Source organism: Hyphomicrobium sp. NDB2Meth4 (assembly GCF_900117445.1).
GTDB lineage: Bacteria > Pseudomonadota > Alphaproteobacteria > Rhizobiales > Hyphomicrobiaceae > Hyphomicrobium_A.
On sequence record NZ_FPEJ01000013.1, the window covers coordinates 900163 to 922637 of the forward strand.

Sequence of the window (22475 nt, forward strand, 5' to 3'; positions counted from 1 at the left end):
AGAGGTCGACGAATTTCATGTCTCAGCCAGAACCCACCTCCGGTTCATCGACGTCTCCGCCGCGGGTGGCGCTGTTTGTCACGTGTCTCGTCGACCTCTTCCGCCCTAGCGTGGGCTTTGCTGCGATCAAGCTCCTCGAGGATGCTGGCTGCATTGTCGAGGTGCCCTCACAGCAGGTCTGCTGCGGGCAACCTGCCTACAACAGCGGCGATACCGAAGCTGCGCGACGCATCGCCAAGCAGGTCATCGAAACGTTCTGCGAATTCGACTATGTCGTCGGCCCCTCGGGCTCTTGCATGTCGATGCTCCGCAAAGACTATCCCGAGATGCTCAAGGACGACCCGGCATGGAGCGCGCGCGCTGACTCGCTCAGTCAACGCAGCTACGAGCTGATGTCCTTCCTCAGCGATGTCCTTCACGTCCGTGTCGAGGGCATCTCATACGCGGGCACGGTTGCCTATCACGACAGCTGTTCGGGCCTTCGTACGCTCGGCATCAAAGCGCAGCCGCGACAGCTGCTTTCGGACGTCGCCGGTCTTGAACTGCGCGAGTTGCAGGACGCCGAAACCTGCTGCGGCTTTGGCGGAACATTCTGCGTCAAGTATCCCGATATCTCCGTGAAGATGGTCTCCGACAAAGTCGGGAACATCGACATGAGCGGCGCCGACACCGTCATCGGCGGAGACCTCGGGTGTCTCCTGAACATTGCTGGCAGGTTGAAGCGCCTCGGCAAGACGACGCGCGTGTTCCACGCCGCCGAGGTGCTTGCAGGTATGGCCAAGGGCCCGGGCATCGGCGAAGCGGAGAAGACCTGATGAGCGCCCAACCGCAGGGCTTCCAGCAGCGCGCTGCGCAAGCCCTTTCCGATGAGAACCTCCAGCGCTCGATCGGAAGCCTCAAGGGCGGCTTCGTGGCTGCACGCGCGCGCGCCGTTTCGGCTCTCCCCGAGTTCGAGGCGATGCGCGAAGCAGGCCGCGCGATCAAGGACCACACGCTCGACAACCTCGACTATTACCTCACGCGCTATGAGGCTGAAGTCGTCCGCCGCGGCGGCCACGTCCACTGGGCCTCGGATGCGCAGGACGCTTGCCGCATCATCCGGGATATCTGCGCGCGCGTTGGCGCCAAGACCGTCACCAAGGGCAAGTCCATGGTGTCGGAGGAGATCGGCTTAAACGATGCACTGGAAGCCGACGGCCTCGAGGTAATCGAGACGGACGCCGGCGAATACATCGTGCAGCTCGCCAAGGAAGCGCCGAGCCATATCGTCATGCCGACGATCCATAAGACGACGAGCCAGATCGCCTCGCTCTTTCACGAGCATCATCGCCAGTACGGCTTTGAGCACCACGTTGAGGACCCCGCCGAGTTGATCGGCCAGGTGCGGTCGGTTCTGCGCGGCAAGTTCTTCGCCGCGGACGTTGGCATCACAGGCGCCAATTTTCTCGTCGCCGAGACCGGCTCCAACGTCATCGTCACCAACGAAGGCAACGGCGATCTGACCTCGACGCTGGCGCGCGTCCACATCGTAACCGCCGGCATTGAAAAAGTTGTACCGACGCTGAACGACACTTCCGTGCTGTTGCGCCTCCTTGCACGCAGCGCGCTCGGCATGGACGTGACGAGTTACGTCACCTACTCCACGGGTCCGCGGCGCGAGGGCGATCTCGATGGGCCTGAGGAATACCACGTCGTTCTCGTCGACAATGGCCGCACGAAAATGCTCGAGGGCGCTTACCGGCCGATGCTTCGCTGCATTCGCTGCGGCGCCTGCATGAACCATTGCCCGGTCTATCTCTCGGTCGGCGGACATGCGTATGGCTGGGTTTATCCCGGCCCCATGGGCGCAGTGCTGACCCCCATGATCGCGGGGCACGAGAAGGCGCAGGAGCTGCCGCACGCGTGCACGCTGAATGGACGCTGTCAGCAAGTCTGCCCGGTCAAGATTCCTCTGCCGGACATGCTGCGCCATCTCCGCCACGATCAGTGGGAAGAAGGTTTTATCCGTGGCAAGGCACGCTGGGGCATCGATGCATGGGCCTGGCTGGCAACACGCCCCAAACTCTACCACGCAGTGACGCGCACGCTGGTCGGCATCGGCGCACTGTTGGGCCGCTCGAGCGGGCGCTTTCGTCGCCTGCCTCTCGCTTCCGGATGGACCACCGGACGTGATATGCCAGCACCCCAAGGCACGACATTCCATGCCGCCTGGGCAAAATCAAAAAAGCAAGGGTAGCAGTCTTTGGGACGCGACAAGATCCTGCAGCGCATCCGATCGGCGCTCGGTGAAAGCCATGCATCGGAACACGATCGCGCCTTGCTCGACGCACGCATGGACCAGCGACCCAGCGGACCCAAGGTTGCTCTCGGCGCCGAGCGCATGTCGCAGTTTCTTACCAAGGTCATCGCGAACAACTTCACTGTTGAACGCCTTGCTTCGCAGCAGTTGCTCGTCTCGGCTGTGCGCGCTCTCATGCCCGACGATGAAACACCCGACATCAGCGTCGCCAAAGCCATTCAGAGCCTCGGCTGGCCCGCGGACTGGAAAATCAACTACGGCCCCGGACGCCACGTCGAGCGACTATGTGTGACGCAGGCGCTGGCCGGCATAGCCGAAACAGGTAGCGTGGTCGTCGCCTCAGCGCCAGACAATCCCACAACCCTCAATTTTCTTCCCGATATGCACGTCATCGTGCTGCGCGCCGAAGATGTCGTCGATCATCCCGAAGATGTCTGGGCCCGCATGGCGCTCGAGAACTGGCCGCGCGCTGTGAACGTCATCTCAGGGCCATCGCGCACCGCCGACGTCGGCGGTATCATCGTGCGCCCCGCCCATGGCCCCAAGCGCGTGCATCTCATTGTCATAGATGCCTGACCGGGCGCATTTCGCGCGGGCTGCCCATCACCCTCACGGATAAAAAAAGGGGGCGACCGAAGTCGCCCCCGAGGCTGCGCGAGGAGTTCGGAGGATCCAGCGCTTAGAAGAAGATGATCGCGCCGACGATGCCCATGTTGAAGCTTTCGAACTTCTGCTTTCCGGCAACGCCGCCGTCCACGTAGGTCGCTTCGAGCTGGTGCATACGCCACTTCGCCCAAAGCTGCATCGAGGCCGCATCGATATCCTGCACGAGGCCGACGCCGATGCGCGAGGCATCCGTCCCCGTCAAGGTGACGTCCGTGTCGGCGGCACTGCTGCAAGAGTCGCTGATGCTGCCGCCCACGCCGAAGAAGTCTGCGCACAGGCTGGCGCTGCCCGCCGGATACGAGGCATGCATATCGCGGTTCTGTCCGTACTCGCCATAGATGTGCGTGTTGCCGAGTGGGACCCACTTTTGCGTCAGACCGGCCTTGATGTAGTAGTGATAATCATCCTGCGTTCCTGGCAGCGACGCGCCTTCCTCACCATAGAGCGCGTGCACCCAAAGTCCGGACGGATTGTGTTTGATGAAGCCGCCGACCTGCGCGTAGGTGGCGTCACCGAAGGCCGGATCCGAAGCCGACGTGTAAGCGCCGCTCAGTGCCAGCTGGAAGTCCTGCCACTCGCCCTTCCAACGGGCGGACAGATCCCAGAAATCATCCTCGCCCCAGGACGCTGAAAGCACGAGGCCGCCGAAGGTTGGCGTATCGTAGCGGATCGCGTTGCGACGGTCGCCGGCGCAGTCGCCGCCGATACCGAGCTGTGTCGACTGGCAGAAGAATGCAAGATCCCACCAGGTGGCAGTCGAAAGGCCCGCAGCGCCCGAAAGACCACCCTTCGGCCGCAAGCGGAACGAGGCGCCATCGAAGGTCACGGTGTTTGCGGCAATCAGCGTGCCCGAAAGGTCGGAATCGAGCGCCGCGTTGTCCGAGGCGTGTGATTGCTTGCCGACTGTCACGCGGCCGAGCTTGTCGCTCTGCAGGTACCAGTTTGAGTGGATGAGATCGATGCCAGTGCCGGCATTCGAAGTGTTCTGATCGACCAGCAAAGCGTCAGTCGCATCGAGCGAAACCGTCAGCTGATAGCCTGCCTTCCAACCCGGGCTGATGATCGCCTCACCGGCGAATGTGAAGCGCGTAGCAAGGTCAGGCGCCTGACCGTTGACGTACACGTTGCTCTCGTTGCCATCGTCCCAGTACATGACCTGCTGGCTGACGAAGCCCGAGATCGAGAACGAGACCTTCCGATTTCCCTTTCGCACGGTCGTCGCCTCGAGTTCCGCTATCCTCTCCTCCAGATCAGAGCAGCAATCGCCACCGAGATCTGCGGCCGAGGCCTTACCGCCTTGGATCGCGCCTGCTGCCATCATCACGACGGCGCAGCACAGCGCACGACTTCCCCCACGCATTACGCTTACTCCTACAAATACTGTCACGACTTGACGGGTCGCGTACTCATTTGCGCACCCGAACGCATGACGCGGGCACGCTTACGAAGAACGAGTAAGGCAAGGCGTATGCCAACTATTGCGGTGACACCGCACCACGAGGCGCGCTACGAGCATCATCGAACCTAGTTGCCGCGAGCTCGCAGAGAGAAACCCACGTGTTTCCGCAATCGGCGCACACAGGTGACAACCGCACGAGGCCGTGGAGCGCCCACTTCTCTCTTCTATCTGTTGCGCCGGAGTAACGCGCAGCTCGCCTCCGGGTGAGATGCACATGACCCTGACGGGCCCGGTGCTGTGACAGATCAGCGCCCTGCGTGTAACGCTCCGCTGTCCGCGGACACGCGTGCACTGCAACCATCAGGTGTGGGCTGCACAGCAGCCCACGTCGATACGCCCGAGAATCCGGTGCGAACGTGCCTGATTGGGCATCGAACGTCGCGACTGGCCCGGTTGGCACGGTTTGTGCCTTTAACTACTCGTGAAGGGTCCGGTTGCGGCGGTGAGCCCGCCGGATTCCCACGTCAAGCACGTAAGAACAAAGGTTGGGGAGTGAGGATGCCGAAGGACACCACGACCGGCAGCAGTGCCGGCCGAGAGGGGGAATGCGCTTGCCAAGTCGGGCGTCGCGCGATTGTGAAGGGGCTCGCGCTTGCCGGGTGTGCGGCAGCCACGGAGATGCTTTCTGGATCGTCGGCGTTCGCTGAGTCCAAGCGCTCACGCCCTGAACCGGGCGATCACCTCGTCTACATGACAGGCGACAACGAGGGGAAGGTTGTGAACCCCGCCGACGTCAAGCTCGGTGAGCCCCCGGTTCTCGTCTATCCGATGGACCCGAAGACGCAGACTGTCATTCAGTCGCGCGCCAGTCTCCTTTTGCTTGTTCGGCTGAAGGAAGACGAAATCGGACCATCGACAAAGCCGCACTCGGCCGATGGGATCGTCGCCTACTCGGCGGTCTGCACACACAACGGCTGCCCGATCACGAGCATCCACGAAAACAAGCGCATGATCGTCTGCAACTGCCACGGCTCGACATTCGACGTCGGCAACGACGGCGCCGTCGCACACGGACCGGCCACGCGCAAACTAGCCATGCTGCCAGTCGCCATCACCGATGGCGCGCTGGTGGTTGCAGGGAAGCTGGACGGCCCGATCGGACCGCCAGCCGCGTGAGCGGCAGAAAACTGCCGCACACCAAATCAATCGAAAAAATTGGGAGGACACGATGACACTACGACTACCCGTCGCTGCGCTCGCATTGACGATCGCATCGGCGCTCAACGCGGCCGACTACAAGCCGGTCACCGATGCGCGCCTTGCCAATCCGGAGCCAGAGAACTGGCTCCTTGCCAAGGGCAACTATGAGGGCTGGAGCTACTCGCCGCTCGACCAGATCAACACTTCGAACGTCGCAAAGTTGAAGCCGGTCTGGTCCGCCGCCACCGGCGTCGCCTCGGGTCACGAGGCACCCGCCATCGTCAACGGCGATTACATGTTCGTCGCCACGCCGCGCAACCAGGTCCTGGCGTTCGATGCCAAGACTGGCCGCTCGTTGTGGAAGTACCAGCGCGAGCTGCCTGAGGGCTTCGGCGCGCTGCACATGACGAACCGCGGCGTCGCGCTGTGGGGCGATAAGGTCTACGTTGCGGGCATCGATTGCGTTCTGACCGCTCTCGATGCGAAGACCGGAACGAAAGTCTGGGAGTCTCCCGTCTGCGATTGGGAGAAGGAAAGCGCCTACATCACTTCCGCTCCTCTTGCCGTGAAGGGCAAGATCATCGTCGGCCCGTCGGGCGGTGAATTCGGCGTGCGCGGCTTCGTCAAGGCATTCGACGCCGAGACGGGCAAGCTCGCCTGGACTCGCTACTCGGTTCCGGCCCCCGGCGAACCCGGCTCTGAAACCTGGCCGCAGGAAGGTCGCTGGAAAGACGCCTGGAAGAACGGCGGCGGCACCATGTGGATGCCCGGCAACTACGACGCCAAGAATGAAGTCATCTACTGGGGCGTGGGCAACGGCGCACCGTGGCTCGGCGATCAGCGTCCAGGCGACAACCTCTATCTCGCCTCGGTCGTTTCACTCAACCCGGACAACGGCGAGATCATCAGTCACTTCCAGTATCACTGGAATGACTCCTGGGACTGGGCTGGCATGAATGCTCCGACACTCGTCGAGTTCAATCGTGACGGCAAGAAGGTTCCTGGTCTCATCAGCGCCCAGCGCAACGGCCGCCTCTATTGGCTGGATCGCGATGCCAAGGGCAAGATCAGCTATGACAAGTCCGAAGGCTATGTGAAGAACAACGTCTTCAAGACCATTGATCCGAAGACGGGACGTCCCACCTATAACGAGGACGCAAAGCCTGGCACCAACAAGACGGCAACCTACTGCCCGAGCCTTTGGGGCGGCAAGGATTGGCCGTATGAGGCGTACAATCCCAAAACCGGAATGCTGTACGTGCCCTTCAACGACAATCACTGCATGACGTTGACCGGCATGATCCAGCCTGTTCTGCCAGGCCAGTGGTCGGCAGGCGTCGATATCAAGAAGCTTGACCTCAAGGTCGACGACAACTTCCCCTTCATTGGCGGCGTCCAGGCATGGAGCGTCGATGGCGGCAAGGAAGTCTGGCGCCAGACCTATAAGCACTCCTGGAACTTCGGTTCGATCCTGACGACGGCCGGTGGATTGGTCTTCGTGGGCGGCACCAACGACCGCATGTTCCGCGCCTACGACGGCGAGAGCGGCAAGCTGCTCTGGGAGTTCCCCACGCCGTCGGGCATCATTTCTCCGCCCAGCAGCTTCTCGATCGACGGCAAGCAGTACATCGCCGTTGTCTCTGGCTGGGGTGTTGATGCCCAGTGGGATCCAGGGCAAGATGCACGATCAGGTCGGCTGGGAGAAGTCGGTTCCAGAAGGCGGATCGATCTGGGTGTTCGCACTCGGCGAGTGATCTTTGAAACAGCCCCGACCCGCGCAACTCTCGCAGCGCGGGTCGGGGAATTTGAGCAGGCAGCAGCGGGCGACTTCTCGGGAGCGAAGGGAGGACAGCAATGCTCACCATCAGCGTAAACGGCAAAGAAATAAAATTCGACGGGGACCCCAACACGCCACTGCTTTGGTTCGTGCGTGACGAACTCGGCCTTACCGGCACGAAATACGGGTGTGGAGTAGGTCTTTGCGGCGCATGCACCGTGCATCTCGACGGCACAGCGGTCCGCGGCTGTCAGACGGCGGTCAGCGAAGCAGCCGGCAAGAAAGTGACGACGATCGAAGGGTTGAGCGCCGACGGTAATCACCCCGTGCAACAGGCATGGCGTGACTTGAACGTTCCCCAGTGCGGATTCTGCCAAGCTGGCCAGATGATGCAGGCAGCTTCTCTGCTCGCCAAGAACCGCGCTCCGACGGATGCAGAAATCGTCGACGAGATGACCGGAAACATATGCAGATGCGGATGCTATGAGCGCATTCACGCTGCCGTGCGCGCAGCAGCGGGGGGCGTCTGATCATGTTGCACTATTTCGAAAAGCAAAGCGGCCCCGCGGGCAACCCGCCGGTGCGCGCCATTCTTGAGAACGTCAGCCGGCGCTCTTTCATCGGCGGCGTGTTGAAGACCTCGGGCGTTGCCCTGGCGCTGCAGATCGTCCCCGGTGCGGCCAACGCATATGAAGCCTACCCGACCGGCGCAGCCGGCATGCCGCACGGTGTTGTCAGCGATCCGCATGTCTTCGTCGCTATCGACAAGGACGGCCAGGTGACCATCGTCGCCCATCGCTCCGAGATGGGTACGGGCGCACGCACCAGCCTGCCCATGGTTGTCGCCGATGAGATGGAAGCCGACTGGCAGCGCGTGCGCGTCATCCAGGCACCGGGCGATGAGCCTCGCTACGGCAACCAGGACACCGACGGCTCTCGCAGCGTGCGCCACTTCATCCAGCCGATGCGCGAATGCGGCGCGGCCATGCGCTTCATGCTCGAAGCAGCAGCCGCCGTTCATTGGGGCGTCGACCGTTCGTTGTGCAAAGCGTCGAACCACGAGGTCATCCAACTCTCCAAAGGCCCCGACGGCAAGCTCATCGAGACCGACAAGAAGATCGGTTACGGCGCACTTGCGACCATCGCCATGGCGATGGCAGTGCCGCGGCCCGATCAGATCACGTTCAAAGACCCGAGCCAGTTCCGCTACATGGGCAAGGGCAAGACGCAGATCGTCGACCTGCACGACATAACGGTCGGCAAGGCGATCTACGGCGCCGATGTGCACCTTCCCGGCATGAAGTACGCCGTTATCGCGCGCCCGCCTGTCGTTGGCGGCAAGGTCAAGAAGTTCGATGCGACCGAGACCAAGAAGGTACCGGGCGTCGAAGCCGTGCACGAAATGGCAGGCTGGGCAGCACCGGCAAAGTTCGCTCCTCTCGGCGGCGTCGCCGTCATTGCCAACTCGACCTACGCAGCCTTGCAGGGCCGCGAGAAGCTCGCGATCGAATGGGAGGATGGCCCGAACGCCGTCTATAACTCCCCGGCCTATCGCGATGCCATGATCGCGGCAGCGGCAAAACCCGGGAAGGTGATCCGCAGCCAGGGTGATGCCGACGCAGCCTTCGCCAACGCAGCCGAAGTGTTCGCAGCCGACTACACACAGCAGCACGTCGCCCAAGCCTCTATGGAGCCGCCCGTTGCCCTCGCGCGCATCGTCGACGGCAAGATCGAGGTCTGGGCGCCGGTCCAGAGCCCCTATGGCACGCGCGAAGACATCGCCAAGACGATGGGCGTGCCGATTGAAAACGTGACTGTCCACGTGACATTGCTGGGTGGTGGCTTCGGCCGCAAATCGAAGTGCGACTTCGCCATCGAAGCCGTGCAGCTTTCCAAGACGCTCGGCGGCAAGCCTGTACGCGTGCAATGGACGCGCGAAGACGACCTGCAGCACGCGTTCTATCACACCACCTCGGCAGAGAGGATCGAGGTCGCGCTCGACAAGGCCGGGAAGGTCACCGGCTGGAGACATCGCACGGTTGCTCCGTCGATCCTGTCGACCTTCGCCGAGGACAGCGGCTACCAGTTCAAGATCGAATACGGCATGGGCTTTGTCGATATGCCGTTCGACATCCCGAACATCCGTTGCGAGAACGGACAGGCCTTCGCACACACGCGCATCGGCTGGTTCCGCTCGGTGTCCAATATCCCGCGCGCATTCGCGGTGCAGTCCTTCGTCGCCGAGCTCGCCCATAAGCTCGGCCGCGATCCCAAGGACATGCTGTTGGAGATGATCGGCCCAGACCGCGTCATCGACATCAAAACCGCAGGCATGCCGGAGGACTTCTGGAACTACGGCGAGCCTTATCCGGAGTTCCCCATCGACACCGCACGCTTGAAGAACGTCGTGAACGTCGCCGCGGACAAAGCCGGCTGGGGCAAAAAGCTCCCCGACCGGCAAGGTCTAGGCATCGCGGTCCACCGCTCGTTCGTCACCTACGTGGCGTCGGTCGTGCACGTCGCCATCGACGACGATGGCACCATTCGCGTTCCGGAGGTCACGACCGCCATCGATTGCGGCTTCTACATCAACCCCGAGCGCATTCGCTCGCAAGTTGAAGGCGCAGCCGTAATGGGTATGTCGACAGCGATGTACAGTGGCATCACCTTCAAGGACGGACGCGCCGAGCAGTCCAACTTCGGCGATTTCTCCGTCGCGCGCATGGGGAACTTCCCGCAGAAGGTCAATGTGCACATCATCGAACCGACGTCTCCGACGCACCACGCAACGGGAGTCGGTGAGCCCGGCGTACCGCCCTTCGCTCCGGCACTCTGCAACGCGATTTTCGCTGCCACTGGCAAGCGGCTGCGCAGCTTGCCCACTGGGGAAAAGCTAGAGGCATAGCAACCGCCCACCCCACCGAGACCGGGATGCCGCTGAAGCGGCATCCCCAATGACCGCGAAATCTGCGGCTTCCCGCTGTCGTGTTGCATGACGCATGCACGACGCCGCGGTGACGTGCGGCTTTCGTAACCACAATTCGAGGACCACCGACGATGCAGAACGAAGCGAACGACAAGCTGCGCGAAGAGCGCGAATGGTTGGACGCGATTTCCTCTGTCATCGCGTTCGATGGAACGCATCGCGCCGACGAGGTGCTGCAAACAGCCGTCGATGAGGCCCGCCGCTCCGGCGCCAAGCTTCCGTTTGCAGCGCGCACCGCCTACGTCAACACCATTCCTGCCGACCAGGAGCCCAAGCACGAGGGCCACCTCGACGTCGAGCATCGCATTCGCTCGGCCATCCGCTGGAACGCAGCCATGATCGTGTTGCGTGCGAACAAGGATTCATCCGAGCTGGGCGGCCACATTGCCAGCTTCCAGTCTGCGGCGACGCTGTACGACACGGGCTTCGAGCATTTCTGGCACGCACCATCCGCGACACACGGCGGCGACCTTGTCTTCATGCAGGGTCACTCCTCGCCCGGCATCTACGCCCGCGCATTCCTCGAAGGGCGTCTCACCGAGGAGCAGATCTGCAACTTCCGCCAGGAAGTCGATGGCAACGGCGTCTCCTCCTATCCCCATCCCTGGCTGATGCCGGATTTCTGGCAGTTCCCGACTGTCTCCATGGGCCTCGGCCCGCTCATGGCGATCTATCAGGCGCGCTTCCTCAAGTACCTAAAAGGCCGCGAGCTGCTCGACACTGACCGGCGCCACGTCTGGGTCTTCTGCGGCGATGGCGAAATGGACGAGCCTGAAAGCCTCGGCGCCATTTCGCTCGCCGGGCGCGAGAAGCTCGACAACCTCATCTTCGTCATCAATTGCAACCTGCAGCGGCTCGACGGCCCTGTGCGTGGCAACGGCAAGATTATCCAGGAGCTGGAGGGCAACTTCCGCGGCGCCGGCTGGAACGTGATCAAGGTCATCTGGGGATCGAACTGGGACGAGCTTCTGGCGCGCGACACGTCCGGCAAGCTGCGCCAGCTGATGGAAGAGTGCGTCGACGGCGACTACCAGGATTTCAAATCAAAAGACGGCGCCTACATCCGCAAGAACTTCTTCGGCCGCTATCCCGAAACCGCCGCGATGGTCGCCGACTGGTCCGACGAGCGCATCTGGAAGCTGACGCGCGGCGGCCATGACCCCTCGAAGGTGTTCGCCGCCTACAAGTCCGCCGTCGAGCACCGCGGACAGCCGACTGTCATCCTTGCCAAAACCGTCAAGGGATACGGCATGGGCAACGCTGGCGAAGCGCAGATGATCATCCATCAGCAGAAGAAGATGGAGATCGATGCCCTGCGCCAGTTCCGCAACCGCTTCCAGGTTCCGGTGCCCGAGTCTGAAATCGAGAAGCTGCCATTCATTCGCTTCGCCGAAGATTCCGAGGAGATGCGCTACCTCAAGGAGCGGCGCGATCGCTTGGGCGGATACTTGCCCGCGCGGCGCCGGCGCTCGGAGAGCCTTCCCGCTCCCGCGCTGTCGCTGTTCGAAGGTCAGCTGAAAAGCACCGAGGATCGCGAGATCTCTACCACAATGGCCTTTGTGCGCGTGCTTTCCACTCTGCTGCGCGACAAGACCCTCGGGCCCCGCATCGTGCCCATCGTGCCGGATGAAAGCCGGACCTTCGGCATGGAAGGCATGTTCCGCCAATTCGGCATCTTCAGTCAGGTCGGCCAGCTCTACCGTCCCTCCGATGCCGGAGAGCTGATGTTCTACAAGGAGGACAGCCGCGGGCAGATGCTGCAGGAAGGCATCAACGAAGCGGGTGCCATGTCATCGTGGATTGCTGCAGCCACCAGCTACTCCACCTCGAACTTCCCGATGATCCCCTTCTACATCTTCTATTCGATGTTCGGCTTCCAGCGCGTGGGAGATCTTGCCTGGGCAGCGGGCGACAGCCGCGCTCGCGGGTTCCTCATCGGCGGAACGTCAGGCCGCACGACCCTCAACGGAGAGGGCCTGCAGCACGAGGACGGGCACAGCCATCTCCTCGCTGCCACGATCCCCAATTGCATCTCGTACGATCCGACCTACGCCTACGAGCTTGCCATCATCATCCAGAACGGTCTGCAGCGCATGATCGAGCGGCAGGAAGACGTCTTCTACTACCTCACCGTCCTCAACGAGAATTATGCCCACCCGGCGATGCCCGAAGGCGTCGAGGAAGGCGTCATCAAGGGCATCTATCTTCTCCGTAGCACTGAGGGCGAGAAGGGAAGCCGCCGCGTTCACCTGATGGGCTCGGGAGCGATCCTGCGCGAGGTGATCGCAGGCGCAGAGCTGCTTGAAAAGGACTTCGGCATCGGGGCCGACATCTGGAGCGTTACCAGCTTCACCGAGCTCGCACGCGAAGCCCAGGAGGTCGAACGCTGGAACCTACTGCATCCGCTCGAGACCCCCCGTGTTCCCTACATCACGCGCGTCATGTCGGATCGACCGGCCGGCCCTGCCATCGCTTCGACCGACTATATGAAAGCCTTCGCCGATCAGGTGCGCGCTTTCGTGCCGTACTCCTACAGCGTACTCGGCACAGATGGCTTCGGCCGCTCCGACTATCGCCGCCGGTTGCGCTTCCATTTCGAGGTTGATCGCCACTTCGTCGCCGTCGCGGCGCTCAAGGCGCTCGCGGACGAGAACAAGCTTCCATCGACCGTCGTTGCCGACGCAATCGCACGCTACGGCATCGACCCCGACAAACCCAATCCGGTGAAGGCATGACCCGCACAACGTGGACCAGACAGCTATGAACACGATCGAAATCAGGGTCCCTGACATCGGTAACTACGCCGACGTTCCCGTCATCGAGATATTGGTGAAACCCGGCGACAGCGTTCGCGCCGAAGATCCGCTGATCACGCTCGAATCCGATAAGGCCACGATGGAAGTCCCGGCCCCGTCATCGGGACGCGTCGCTGAGATCAACATCGGCGTCGGCGACAAGGTGAGCGCGGGCAGTCTCATCCTCAAGCTTCTGCCCGAAGGTGCCGCCGCAAGCACGGCGGGCGACACCGCACAAATCGCCGATACCGCTGTTGCCGCATCCGCAACAGCGCCCGGCAAGCCAGCAGATCAGAACCCGGCGGCGCCATCTCCAATTGCCACGTCTAACGGCAATGGCCATGCGGGCCCGTTCCCGGCACCCACCGATTTCGGCAGCATCTACGCCAGTCCGTCGGTGCGTCGACTCGCGAGAGAACTCGACATCGACCCGACGAAGCTCAAAGGTACCGGCGACAAAGGCCGCATAACCAAGGACGACGTCAAACGCGCACTGGGCGCCGCTGCCTCCTCGGGCGCTGGCATACCGGCCATCCCCGCGCAGGACTTCGCAAAGTTCGGCCCCATCAGCACTAAGCCGCTGTCGCGCATGAAGCGGCTGTCGGGGCCGCACCTCCACCGCGCCTGGCTCAACATTCCGCACGTCACGCACACCGACGAGGCCGACATCACCGAGCTCGAGGTGTACCGCAAACAGCTCGATGCTGCGGCGAAAGACAAAGGCTACCGCGTCACGCTGCTCTCGTTCCTGCTCATGGCGACAGTCACCGCTTTGAAGCAGCATCCCGAGTTCAATGCTTCGCTGTCTCCCTCCGGCGAAGAGCTAATTCTGAAGCACTACTTCAACATCGGCGTCGCCGTGGATACACCGGATGGCCTCGTCGTGCCGGTGATCAAGGATGTAGATCGCAAACGCATCATCGAGCTCAGTCAGGAATTGGCAAACGTCTCGCAAAAGATGCGCGACGGCAAAATCGCCCCCACGGACATCCAAGGCGCCACCTTCTCCATCTCTAGTCTGGGTGGCATCGGTGGCACCAACTTTACTCCCATCGTCAATGCGCCGGAGGTGGCGATCCTCGGCGTGGTCCGCGCCCGCATGACCCCCGTCTGGAATGGCGACAGCTTCGAGCCGCGCCTCATGCTGCCTCTGTGCCTCTCCTACGATCACCGCGTCATCGACGGAGCGCTCGCCGCACGCTTCACGCGTCGCCTCGCCGAAGTGCTCGGCGATGTCCGCCAACTCGTCCTCTGAGCCAGCCAGTCCCAGCGCAATGCCAAACCAGTCAGAACTGCAGACCGAGATCCTCGTGCTCGGCGCCGGCCCCGGCGGCTACACTGCCGCTTTCCGCGCCGCAGACCTCGGAAAGAAAGTCACGCTCGTCGAGCGCTCACCCGTGCTTGGCGGCGTATGCCTCAACGTTGGCTGCATCCCATCGAAGGCCTTGCTGCACGCAGCCAAGGTGATCGATGAGGCCGAGGAATTCAGCACCGCCGGCGTTACATTTTCCGCGCCGTCGGTCGATCTCGACAAGCTGCGCGGATGGAAGAATGACGTCATCAAACGCCTGACCGGTGGCCTTTCAGCGCTGGCCAAACAGCGTGCCGTCAAAGTTGTAACGGGCACCGGGCGCTTCGTGTCCGCCCATAGCGTGGAGGTCACCGACGCCGCCGGCGAGATCACACACATCACCTTCGATCAGGCGATCATTGCCGCCGGATCGGAGCCCTTACGGCTACCGTTCCTGCCGACATCCGATGAGCGCATCATCGATTCCACCGGCGCTCTCGAAATCACCGATATTCCCGAGACGATGCTCGTCATCGGCGGCGGTATCATCGGTCTGGAGATGGCAACCGTCTATCACGCGCTCGGCACGCGCATCACCATCGCCGAGATGATGGATCAGATCATTCCCGGCGCGGATGCCGACATCGTCAAGCCCCTGATGAAGCGGATCAAGTCGCAGTACGCCGCCATCCTGCTCAGCACCAAAGTCGCAAGCGTCGATGCATCCGGCAAAAAACTTGCCGTGACCTTCGCCGGGGCCAACGCCCCCGGCCCGCAGAGCTTCGACAAAATTCTCGTCGCCGTCGGCCGCGCGCCGAACGGCAAGACGCTGGGGCTCGAAAGCGCTGGCATCACAGTCGACGAACGCGGCTTCATCCCGGTCGATCGCCGCATGCGCACCACCGTTCCGCACATCTTCGCCATCGGCGATATCGTTGGCCAACCGATGCTTGCTCACAAAGCCGTGCACGAAGGAAAGGTTGCAGCGGAAGTCGCCGCCGGCATGAAATCCGCATTCGACGCCCGCGTGATTGCGTCCGTTGCCTACACCGATCCGGAAGTCGCCTGGGTCGGCCTCACCGAAGTGGAGGCCAAGACCAATGGCATCCGCTACGAGAAGGCAAGCTTTCCCTGGGCGGCTTCAGGACGTGCATTGTCTCTGCGCCGCGACGATGGCCTCACCAAGATCCTCTTCGATCCCGACACGCATCGCATCCTAGGCTGCGGTATTGCCGGACCTAACGCCGGCGATCTCATCGCAGAAGCCGCGCTTGCCATCGAGATGGGCGCAGACGCCACCGACATCAGCGCCACCATCCATCCCCATCCGACGCTGTCGGAGACGATTGCTCAGGCCGCGGAGATGTTCGAAGGCACCATCACCGACCTGATGCCCGCCCCGCGCCGTAAGCCCTAGCGCAAAGCGCGCCGAAAGCCGAAAGCCTTTAGCAACTTCGCCAATTGCGAAAGCCAATGACCGCGCGCGTCATTCAATGACTCATTTCGCAAATCCGGCTTTCGCGGGCGGTCCACCACACTGTAACGCACGCACGCCGAGTGACACGCCTACCCACAACGATTACACAGGCGCATTCCAAGTCACGCAAAAATGACGCGCCAATTCAAGCACTTATTGGTCAAACAATATCTATGCAGATTAAAACACGTAGTGGCATAGCGTTTGCAAAGATGAAAAGCGGAACCGCTTTCGAGCGTACTCATACTGCACTCGATTGCCGGATCCGTCGTCGCGTAATCGGAGACGGGGGACGGGGGGCCGCACCGGTACTATCGAAGCGCTTCTGCTCGGCGCGTCGATAGTCCGGTCCGGCCGGGTTTCGCTCCATTGCCCGGCCTTGTGACCTCACCCATGACCAGCGGTCGGCTTTCTCGTCGCCGGCCGCTGGTCCCTCCGTTGATCCCGACTAAGGCGTCATCGCCAGCGTACGCCGTCCGTGACTTCGGACGCGCCCCAAGTGAGCTGCCCAGTTCGGCAGTCCGTCTGCGTCCAATCTAGTTCTCCGATCAATCACAGCGCCCGCAGGCCTCGTCTGCTGGGACGGCCCCTTGCTGGTCTTTTCCAGCGAGACGATCGGCTGCGTGCGAACGCTGAATGCAAAAAAGGATACAGGGAATGGCCTTAAACAATTGGTCCGCTTGGGCGCACGGGCTGCCACTGCGCAGTACGGTTGCAGCACTTGCAACGGGATGCGCGCTCTTTGGCGCCGAGCCAGCGCGTGCGCAGACCGTGTTCGATGTCATCGGCCCGCACGAGTACGATTTGCCGGTGAACTTCGATCCGTTCAACGTGTTCGTTCAGTACGCCTACGTTCAGAACGACTCGCAACGCTGGGACGCAAACGGCGATCTGGTCGATGGCTCAGGTGCTCAGCGCATCGTTGGACTCTCGAAATACGTCCACTTCTGGACGCCGGACTTCAACCGCAACATCGGTCTGGCGTGGGAAATCATCCAGCCGGAAATCTCGATCCGCGATCGCGGTGCGGTCGATCCCGCAGATCGCCACCGCAGCGGGTTCGGCGACACTTACACCGGCTTTGCGGCCTGGTTCAAACCGACGCCTCAATCGACTCTCGGCATCCAGTCGTTCCTGCAGATCCCCTGGGGCGACAAGAGCGTCAGCGACGGCAACTGGAAGAACCTCACCAGCATGCTGTGGTACACGCCGCTGATCTGGGAACTCGATTGGACGGGCGACGCCGGCTTCATGTGGCAATCTCCGTTGGTCGACGGCGTCAAGCCTGGCACGACGTTCTACACCAACAATCGCTTCGGCTGGCGTGTCAATCAGTGGCTCGAGCCGTTCATCGCCCTCGATTATGAGCACTCCGACGCCTACGGCATCGTTCCCGAATCCTGGGTGTTCGACGGCGGTCTCGGCGTCATGGTGTTTACGTACAAGGGCCAGTCGATCACCGCCCGCTACTCGACCAGCTTCAAGGGACAGAACCATTCCGACAACAACAGTTGGAACCTGAAGTACGTCTATACCTGGTGACGCACGGCACTGCGTGGCGGGCCAAGTGCTCGCCACGCAGTTCGGCTGTGAATTGATGTGAAGTTAGTGCGGCACGTGCTCTTGCGAGCCACCAATCCGCCCGCCGCCGATCACCTCTCCCAAACGTGCCTCCCATTGAGGAATCTCAGCGCCACTGCTTTTCGTCTGCTATCCACCTGGAACCGGGCAGCGGCCCATCCTGCACGAAGGCCTCGACGACGTTGGCGAGAAGCTTGGCGGCAGTATTGTTGAACCCTTCGGCTGGTAGCGCCTGACCGAAGGCGATCGATCCGGTCGAAAACATCGCGCCGTCCTTGGCGGTTGGAAAGAAGACGATGTCGGCACGGATGCGATAGTCCTGCGTGCCGCCTAGGCCCGCGTGGGCGTACAGCACCTCCTCCGTCGACAGCACGAAGTTGTCGGTGTGGCCGCCTGACGAGGCGATGATCTTGGCGTGCGGAGGCGTGCCGAGAGAACGGTCATAGCGGTCGAGTTCAAGGCCGGCAGCACCGCCGTGAGCCAAACCACAGTCACCGATGATCTCGCCCTCGATGCCCTTGCACATCCAGTCGACCGTTCGATGGTAGCTGTCGGGCATGCGGCGGAAAGCGCGCGAATCCTCGAAACCTTCGCCGATGAAGCCGACGCCGAAGATCTTTTGCGGCGGCCTGCCGCGGTTCTTCCACAGTCCGCTCTTGTCACCGGTGGTCTGCAGGTAGTGCTCGCCGGGGCGGGCCGCCCACGCACGCATGCCCGAATCCAGCTTGCGCACCTCCATCACCGATGGATCATCGTTGCGATAGGCGACGTTCCAATAGAAGCCGTTGCCGCCCATGTAGATGAAGCGGCCGCCATCGGCGACATAGTCCTCGATGGCATCGAGGATCGGCTCGGATACGTATTCGGGGTGCGATCCGCTCATCACGCACTTATAGGGCGCCAGCGCTGCCAATCCTTCGATGTGAACATCCTCATCGGTGATCACGTCGTAGTCATAGCCCTGGTGCTCGAGCCAGGCGATGATCGACAGGTCCGCCGGCAGCTGCCACGTCGTCCCCATGCTCGATACCCGATACTTCGGGCGCATGTTCACGAGCGGCCGATGATAGCCGCTGTAGCAGACGCCGGTCCCGTCCATGTAGGAATCATAGGTGGAGAACCCGAAGTCCGGATTCTTGTACATCTCCACGTCGATGTCGGCGACGATCGGCGGCTGTCCCGTCATCGGCTGAATGATCTGCGTGTCGAAGCTCAGGTGTTCGTTTGCATAGGCTAGGTAGCTTCCGGTCGGCGCGAGAAAAGCCAAACGCCCCTGCGGCGTGACGGGACGCACGAAGAATACGACGTATTCTTCTGCAAGTCCCACGCCGGGGCCTGCGCGCAAGCGAATGGCATAAACCCCGCTCTTGAGATCCTTGGGAATGGTGAACGAGCGCGTGACTTCCCAGTTGCAGTCGATCATCGCATCGGCGTGGAACTCGACACCACCGTATTCATGTGGCGCGAGGCGGAAGCAGTCGTTTCGTCCCGACCAATTGTAGCCTGTCATCGCGCGAACGGGGCGATTGTAGCCATGTGCGTCGAGCCGGTAGGGGCCGACGTCTACGACGGTATCGCCGATGCCGTTCTCGGTGTAGCCGACGGTCGTGTCCCAGTAAGCCAGAAGGCCGTCGGGCGGGGGCGGACCGCCGTCCCTGATCCTGTCGAGTTCATCGCGCGTCAAAGCGCGGCCTGACATGCCCGGCCGATCGATCTTGCCGCAGAAGCACTCCGAGATGAAGTATCCGCGCAGCTCGTGCCAATCCTGCGAGCCTGCCATGATGAATGGGGTTTCCGCGCCGTTCTTCGCGCGAAAGCGGAGCGTCTCGGCAACGTGGGAGCGATAGTCGAGCGGCGCCGCCTTGCCCAACAGAGAGTTGTAGCGGTTCATCACCGGCTCCTGGTAGAGCTCGGCACGCCCGGTTTCGGCGTTGAAGCTGACAGCCACGAAATACCAGATGCGCGGCTGCAGCGGCACTTCGGCTGCAACGTAGTCGACTTCCTTGCCGTCACCCAGCCAGAATTCCAGAAGCCCGCTGCGATTGATGCCGAGGCAATAGCCTTCGTTCCGGTAGCTGTCCCAGCGCCCGATCAGAGACTGCCTGACGCCGAAACTGGGAAGTGTCGCCCAGACGTAACCGAAGATCGTGAAGCTTCCATCGTGGGCAAGACGCTTTGCAGGATCGGCCACGCGCAAGAACGAGCCCACTTGAGTGAACTGCTTCTTGACGTCCCACTCCCCGTTGACCTCGCACGCAACCTCTTTCTCGATGAAGCCCGGCCCGCTTGGGTGCTGGTCGCCATGGATGATCTTCACGAGCTGCGCGGATGCGCGATCGGTTCCGTCCGCGTGAACATGAATGTCGATCTTCTGACCGGGTTTGATAGTGATCTTATCGGCGTAGCCGAAGAGTTTGATCTGCGCCATTGCAGCGAGCCTCGATTTATTCTTGTGACTTCACGATTCCAGAAGGTCCTGAACGCGGCGCATGAAGACGCCGTGATAGGCATCGTGGATGCTCGTGTAGACCTTCTCTTCGACCACGCGCGGGGCGACGCCACGGTGGCCGGACAATGCGACGATGCGGTACGACTTGAACGGCTCAATGACGGTGATCGCGTACTTGTCGACTTGCGGCTGTCTGCGGAAATAGATCAGCAGACGCTCCAACGCTTCGCTGTGCTGTCCGAGCGGACTTCTGCGATGCTCTTCGATGACCTCGTCTGTCACGAGCGTCTTCAGGTAGTCGCGCGTCAGCTTGTCGAAGCGGCGCAGATAGAGTTCGTCCTTGTCTTCGGTTTCGGTGGCTTCTTCGGGCAGCATCTCTCCGCCTTTCTCCGCTCGTGCTGATCTGTGCTCGCTCTTCTTCTTGTCGCGCCAGGTACGGAACTGTTCCTTGATGCCGAAGAGACCTCGGCGCAGGAACAGCACGACGAAGAGCATGATGAGGCCGATGATGACGAGGCGCAGGGCCCCGAGGTCGATGAGAACCTTGTCGAAGAAGACGACGATCAAGGTTCCGAGCACGGCACCTTCGGCGCGCCCCAATCCGCCGATGACGAGCATCGCCAAGCCAAGCAGCACCGTGTCGAACGAGAACAGCGATGGCGAGGCGCCGCGGAAGTAGGATGCGTAGTAGCCGCCGATGGCACCCAGCGCGATCGAGGTGATGATGAACACGTGGATGCGCGCCTTGCGGTAATCGACGCCAGCCGCCTCCGCGAAGGCCTCGCGCTTTTCCGGCGCCATGCGCAGGATACGGCCCAGCCTGCGCCCGTTCACCAAGCGGAACAGCAGCAGCGCGGCCAGCAGAACGACGAAGCTGCCATAGTAGCCGATGATCAGCTGCGTCGACTGCGAGGCCGACTGTGGGATGAAGCTGTCTGCGCCGTAGAGGCCTCCGGTAGCAGACCCGAACGTCTTCGATTGGATGACGTAGACACGGCACAGTTCATTGAGACCGAGCGTCAGCAGCGCGTAATAGAAGCCGTCGAGGCGTATTGCCGGCAAGGCGATGATCACGCCCATGACGAGGCCAAGCGCCGCGCCCGAGAGCGGCATCGTCCACCATGGCCAGCCCCAGAAGACTGACGTGCCCGCCGCGGCGTATGCGGCCGCACCGACCACAGCCATCGTTGCCAGCGAAAAGATGCCCGCCGTGCCGATGACAAGTGTCCAGCAAAGGTTGATCGCCGAATAGATGAGGAAGATCGTCGCCGCGCCGAGTAGCGTGTTGGCGACTTCGCCCGGCGTCAGCATCGGCAGCACAGCCAATGCCATCAACGCCATCATCCACCAGATCGGACGCTTATCGACGATCGTCTTCTCGACCCGCTGAGTCTTCGGGTTGTACTCAGAACGAATGTCGAGCACGCGCCGACGCGTCGGCCAGTAGCGAAGCCGCGACCAGAGCTTTGCGCCGTGCCCACCCCACTTGTGATAGTAGCGCAGGCGTCCGACTTTATAGAGCTTGGCGTGCGAGGTGCGCTTCTTGCGCCATATCTCTGTCGGGTCGGTCCAATCCGGGGTCGGTGCTTCAGGGTTGGCTTTGGCCGCATGCCAGACTTGGTGCGGATTCTTCCAGATCGTTGTCATGCTTCGCGGGCCCTATCCAGGATGCCCGCGATGCCGCGCGGCCGTACGAGAATGATCGCGATGATCAGCAGGAACTGTGTGATGAGGACGTATTGCCCGCCGAGAAACGACGCCGTGAGCGCCTCGTTGAAGCCGAGGATCACCGCGGCGATCACCGCGCCCTGTACGCTGCCAAGCCCGCCACAGAGAGCCACGCTAAGCCCTTTGATGAGCGGCGTCAGGCCCGCGAACGGACTGACGAAGTAAGTCTGCGACAGGAGAACGGAGGCGAGACCTGCAAGGCCACCGGTGAGCGCCATCACATAGAACCCGGTGCGCCGTACACCGATGCCGACTAGAGATGCTGCATGCGGGTTCATCATCATGGCCCGGATTTCGAGCCCGCGCCGGCTATGGGTCATCCAACGCAAAGTCAGCGTCAGCAGAACGATCGACGCCATGATCGATCCGCCCTTATCCGCCGTAATGACGATGTCGCCGAATGAAACCTTCCAATCACCGAACAACGTGGGAAGCGGCTTCGCGCGCGGCCCGAACATATAGAGCAGCACCTGAGTGCCGATCAGACTGATGGCCAGCGTTGCAATAAGACCGCGGACGGTGAACTCGGGCTTGTCGTGGATCGGGATAAACGCGAGCGCGCAGACCATCACACCCACGAGCGCCCCCGTGACGATGCCTGCCGCAATGACGATGGCGCCTAGCAGCAGCGGGTAATCGGCAACAAGCGGAAGGTCCTGCGCCAGGCGCCCCACGTACCAGGCACCGAAGCCCGCCGCCGAGAAGGTGAAGCCGTACGCCATGTTGACGAGCCCAAGGCTCGACCACGTGATCGAGATGCCGATCGCCAGCGTCCCGTATATGCACGCCAATGTGATGGCCGTTATGAAGATGAAGCCGAAATCCAT

General features: G+C 62.0%; 15 protein-coding genes. 11 read left to right on the plus strand and 4 right to left on the minus strand.

The features are described from left to right. Window positions 1-17 precede the first annotated feature (17 nt). Genes NDB2M4_RS19375 through NDB2M4_RS19385 form a run of 3 tightly spaced genes read left to right on the plus strand, consistent with a single transcriptional unit; the run spans window position 18 to window position 2875 of the window. Window positions 18-815, plus strand: coding sequence for a (Fe-S)-binding protein (locus tag NDB2M4_RS19375; protein ID WP_072378003.1), 798 nt, complete (start codon window positions 18-20; stop codon window positions 813-815). After that, a complete protein-coding gene (locus tag NDB2M4_RS19380; RefSeq protein WP_072378005.1) occupies window positions 815-2236 on the plus strand; it encodes a LutB/LldF family L-lactate oxidation iron-sulfur protein in 1422 nt (473 codons plus the stop codon). Before NDB2M4_RS19375 ends, NDB2M4_RS19380 begins: the two co-directional genes overlap by 1 nt. Before the next feature lie 6 nt (window positions 2237-2242). Beyond that, complete coding sequence (locus NDB2M4_RS19385; RefSeq protein ID WP_072378007.1) at window positions 2243-2875, plus strand: LutC/YkgG family protein; 633 nt, start codon at window positions 2243-2245, stop codon at window positions 2873-2875. 103 nt (window positions 2876-2978) lie between these two features. On the opposite strand, the gene NDB2M4_RS19390 is transcribed toward NDB2M4_RS19385, so the two are convergent. Beyond that, on the minus strand, window positions 2979-4325 hold the full coding sequence (locus NDB2M4_RS19390; protein WP_072378009.1) for a porin: 1347 nt from the start codon (window positions 4323-4325) through the stop codon (window positions 2979-2981). Between the two features lie 597 nt (window positions 4326-4922). On the opposite strand from NDB2M4_RS19390, the gene NDB2M4_RS19395 reads away from it, so the two are divergent. From NDB2M4_RS19395 to NDB2M4_RS19430, 8 genes are all read left to right on the plus strand, one after another. Further along, entirely contained in the window at window positions 4923-5540 is a 618-nt protein-coding gene (locus NDB2M4_RS19395; protein ID WP_083556613.1) for a QcrA and Rieske domain-containing protein, read from the plus strand. 52 nt (window positions 5541-5592) lie between these two features. After that, complete coding sequence (locus NDB2M4_RS19400) at window positions 5593-7437, plus strand: PQQ-dependent dehydrogenase, methanol/ethanol family (RefSeq protein ID WP_210186570.1); 1845 nt, start codon at window positions 5593-5595, stop codon at window positions 7435-7437. Then, the gene (locus NDB2M4_RS19405) at window positions 7419-7871 is read left to right on the plus strand and encodes a (2Fe-2S)-binding protein (RefSeq protein ID WP_072378011.1); all 453 of its coding nucleotides are present in this window, start codon (window positions 7419-7421) and stop codon (window positions 7869-7871) included. The genes NDB2M4_RS19400 and NDB2M4_RS19405 overlap by 19 nt, the downstream gene beginning before the upstream one ends. Before the next feature lie 2 nt (window positions 7872-7873). Continuing rightward, window positions 7874-10246 carry a xanthine dehydrogenase family protein molybdopterin-binding subunit gene (locus NDB2M4_RS19410; RefSeq protein WP_072378013.1) on the plus strand — a complete coding sequence of 791 codons (2373 nt, stop codon included), beginning with the start codon at window positions 7874-7876 and terminating at the stop codon, window positions 10244-10246. A 152-nt stretch (window positions 10247-10398) separates the two neighbouring features. Then, complete coding sequence (gene aceE, locus NDB2M4_RS19415; protein WP_072378015.1) at window positions 10399-13062, plus strand: pyruvate dehydrogenase (acetyl-transferring), homodimeric type; 2664 nt, start codon at window positions 10399-10401, stop codon at window positions 13060-13062. Window positions 13063-13087: 25 nt separating this feature from the next. Then, window positions 13088-14377 carry a 2-oxo acid dehydrogenase subunit E2 gene (locus tag NDB2M4_RS20545; RefSeq protein WP_072378017.1) on the plus strand — a complete coding sequence of 430 codons (1290 nt, stop codon included), beginning with the start codon at window positions 13088-13090 and terminating at the stop codon, window positions 14375-14377. Window positions 14378-14396: 19 nt separating this feature from the next. Beyond that, window positions 14397-15830: a dihydrolipoyl dehydrogenase gene (gene lpdA, locus NDB2M4_RS19425; RefSeq protein ID WP_348533048.1), complete on the plus strand. Its 1434-nt coding sequence runs from the start codon at window positions 14397-14399 to the stop codon at window positions 15828-15830. A gap of 717 nt (window positions 15831-16547) precedes the next feature. After that, window positions 16548-17432 (plus strand): transporter, encoded by an 885-nt coding sequence (locus tag NDB2M4_RS19430; RefSeq protein WP_072378019.1) that lies wholly within the window; start codon window positions 16548-16550, stop codon window positions 17430-17432. A gap of 145 nt (window positions 17433-17577) precedes the next feature. On the opposite strand, the gene NDB2M4_RS19435 is transcribed toward NDB2M4_RS19430, so the two are convergent. From NDB2M4_RS19435 to NDB2M4_RS19445, 3 genes are read right to left on the minus strand one after another with little or no spacing between them, the layout of a single operon-like run. Continuing rightward, a complete protein-coding gene (locus NDB2M4_RS19435) occupies window positions 17578-19899 on the minus strand; it encodes a N,N-dimethylformamidase beta subunit family domain-containing protein (protein WP_072378021.1) in 2322 nt (773 codons plus the stop codon). A gap of 30 nt (window positions 19900-19929) precedes the next feature. Further along, window positions 19930-21567, minus strand: coding sequence for a branched-chain amino acid ABC transporter permease (locus NDB2M4_RS19440; RefSeq protein ID WP_072378023.1), 1638 nt, complete (start codon window positions 21565-21567; stop codon window positions 19930-19932). Further along, entirely contained in the window at window positions 21564-22475 is a 912-nt protein-coding gene (locus NDB2M4_RS19445) for a branched-chain amino acid ABC transporter permease (RefSeq protein ID WP_072378025.1), read from the minus strand. The genes NDB2M4_RS19440 and NDB2M4_RS19445 overlap by 4 nt, the downstream gene beginning before the upstream one ends.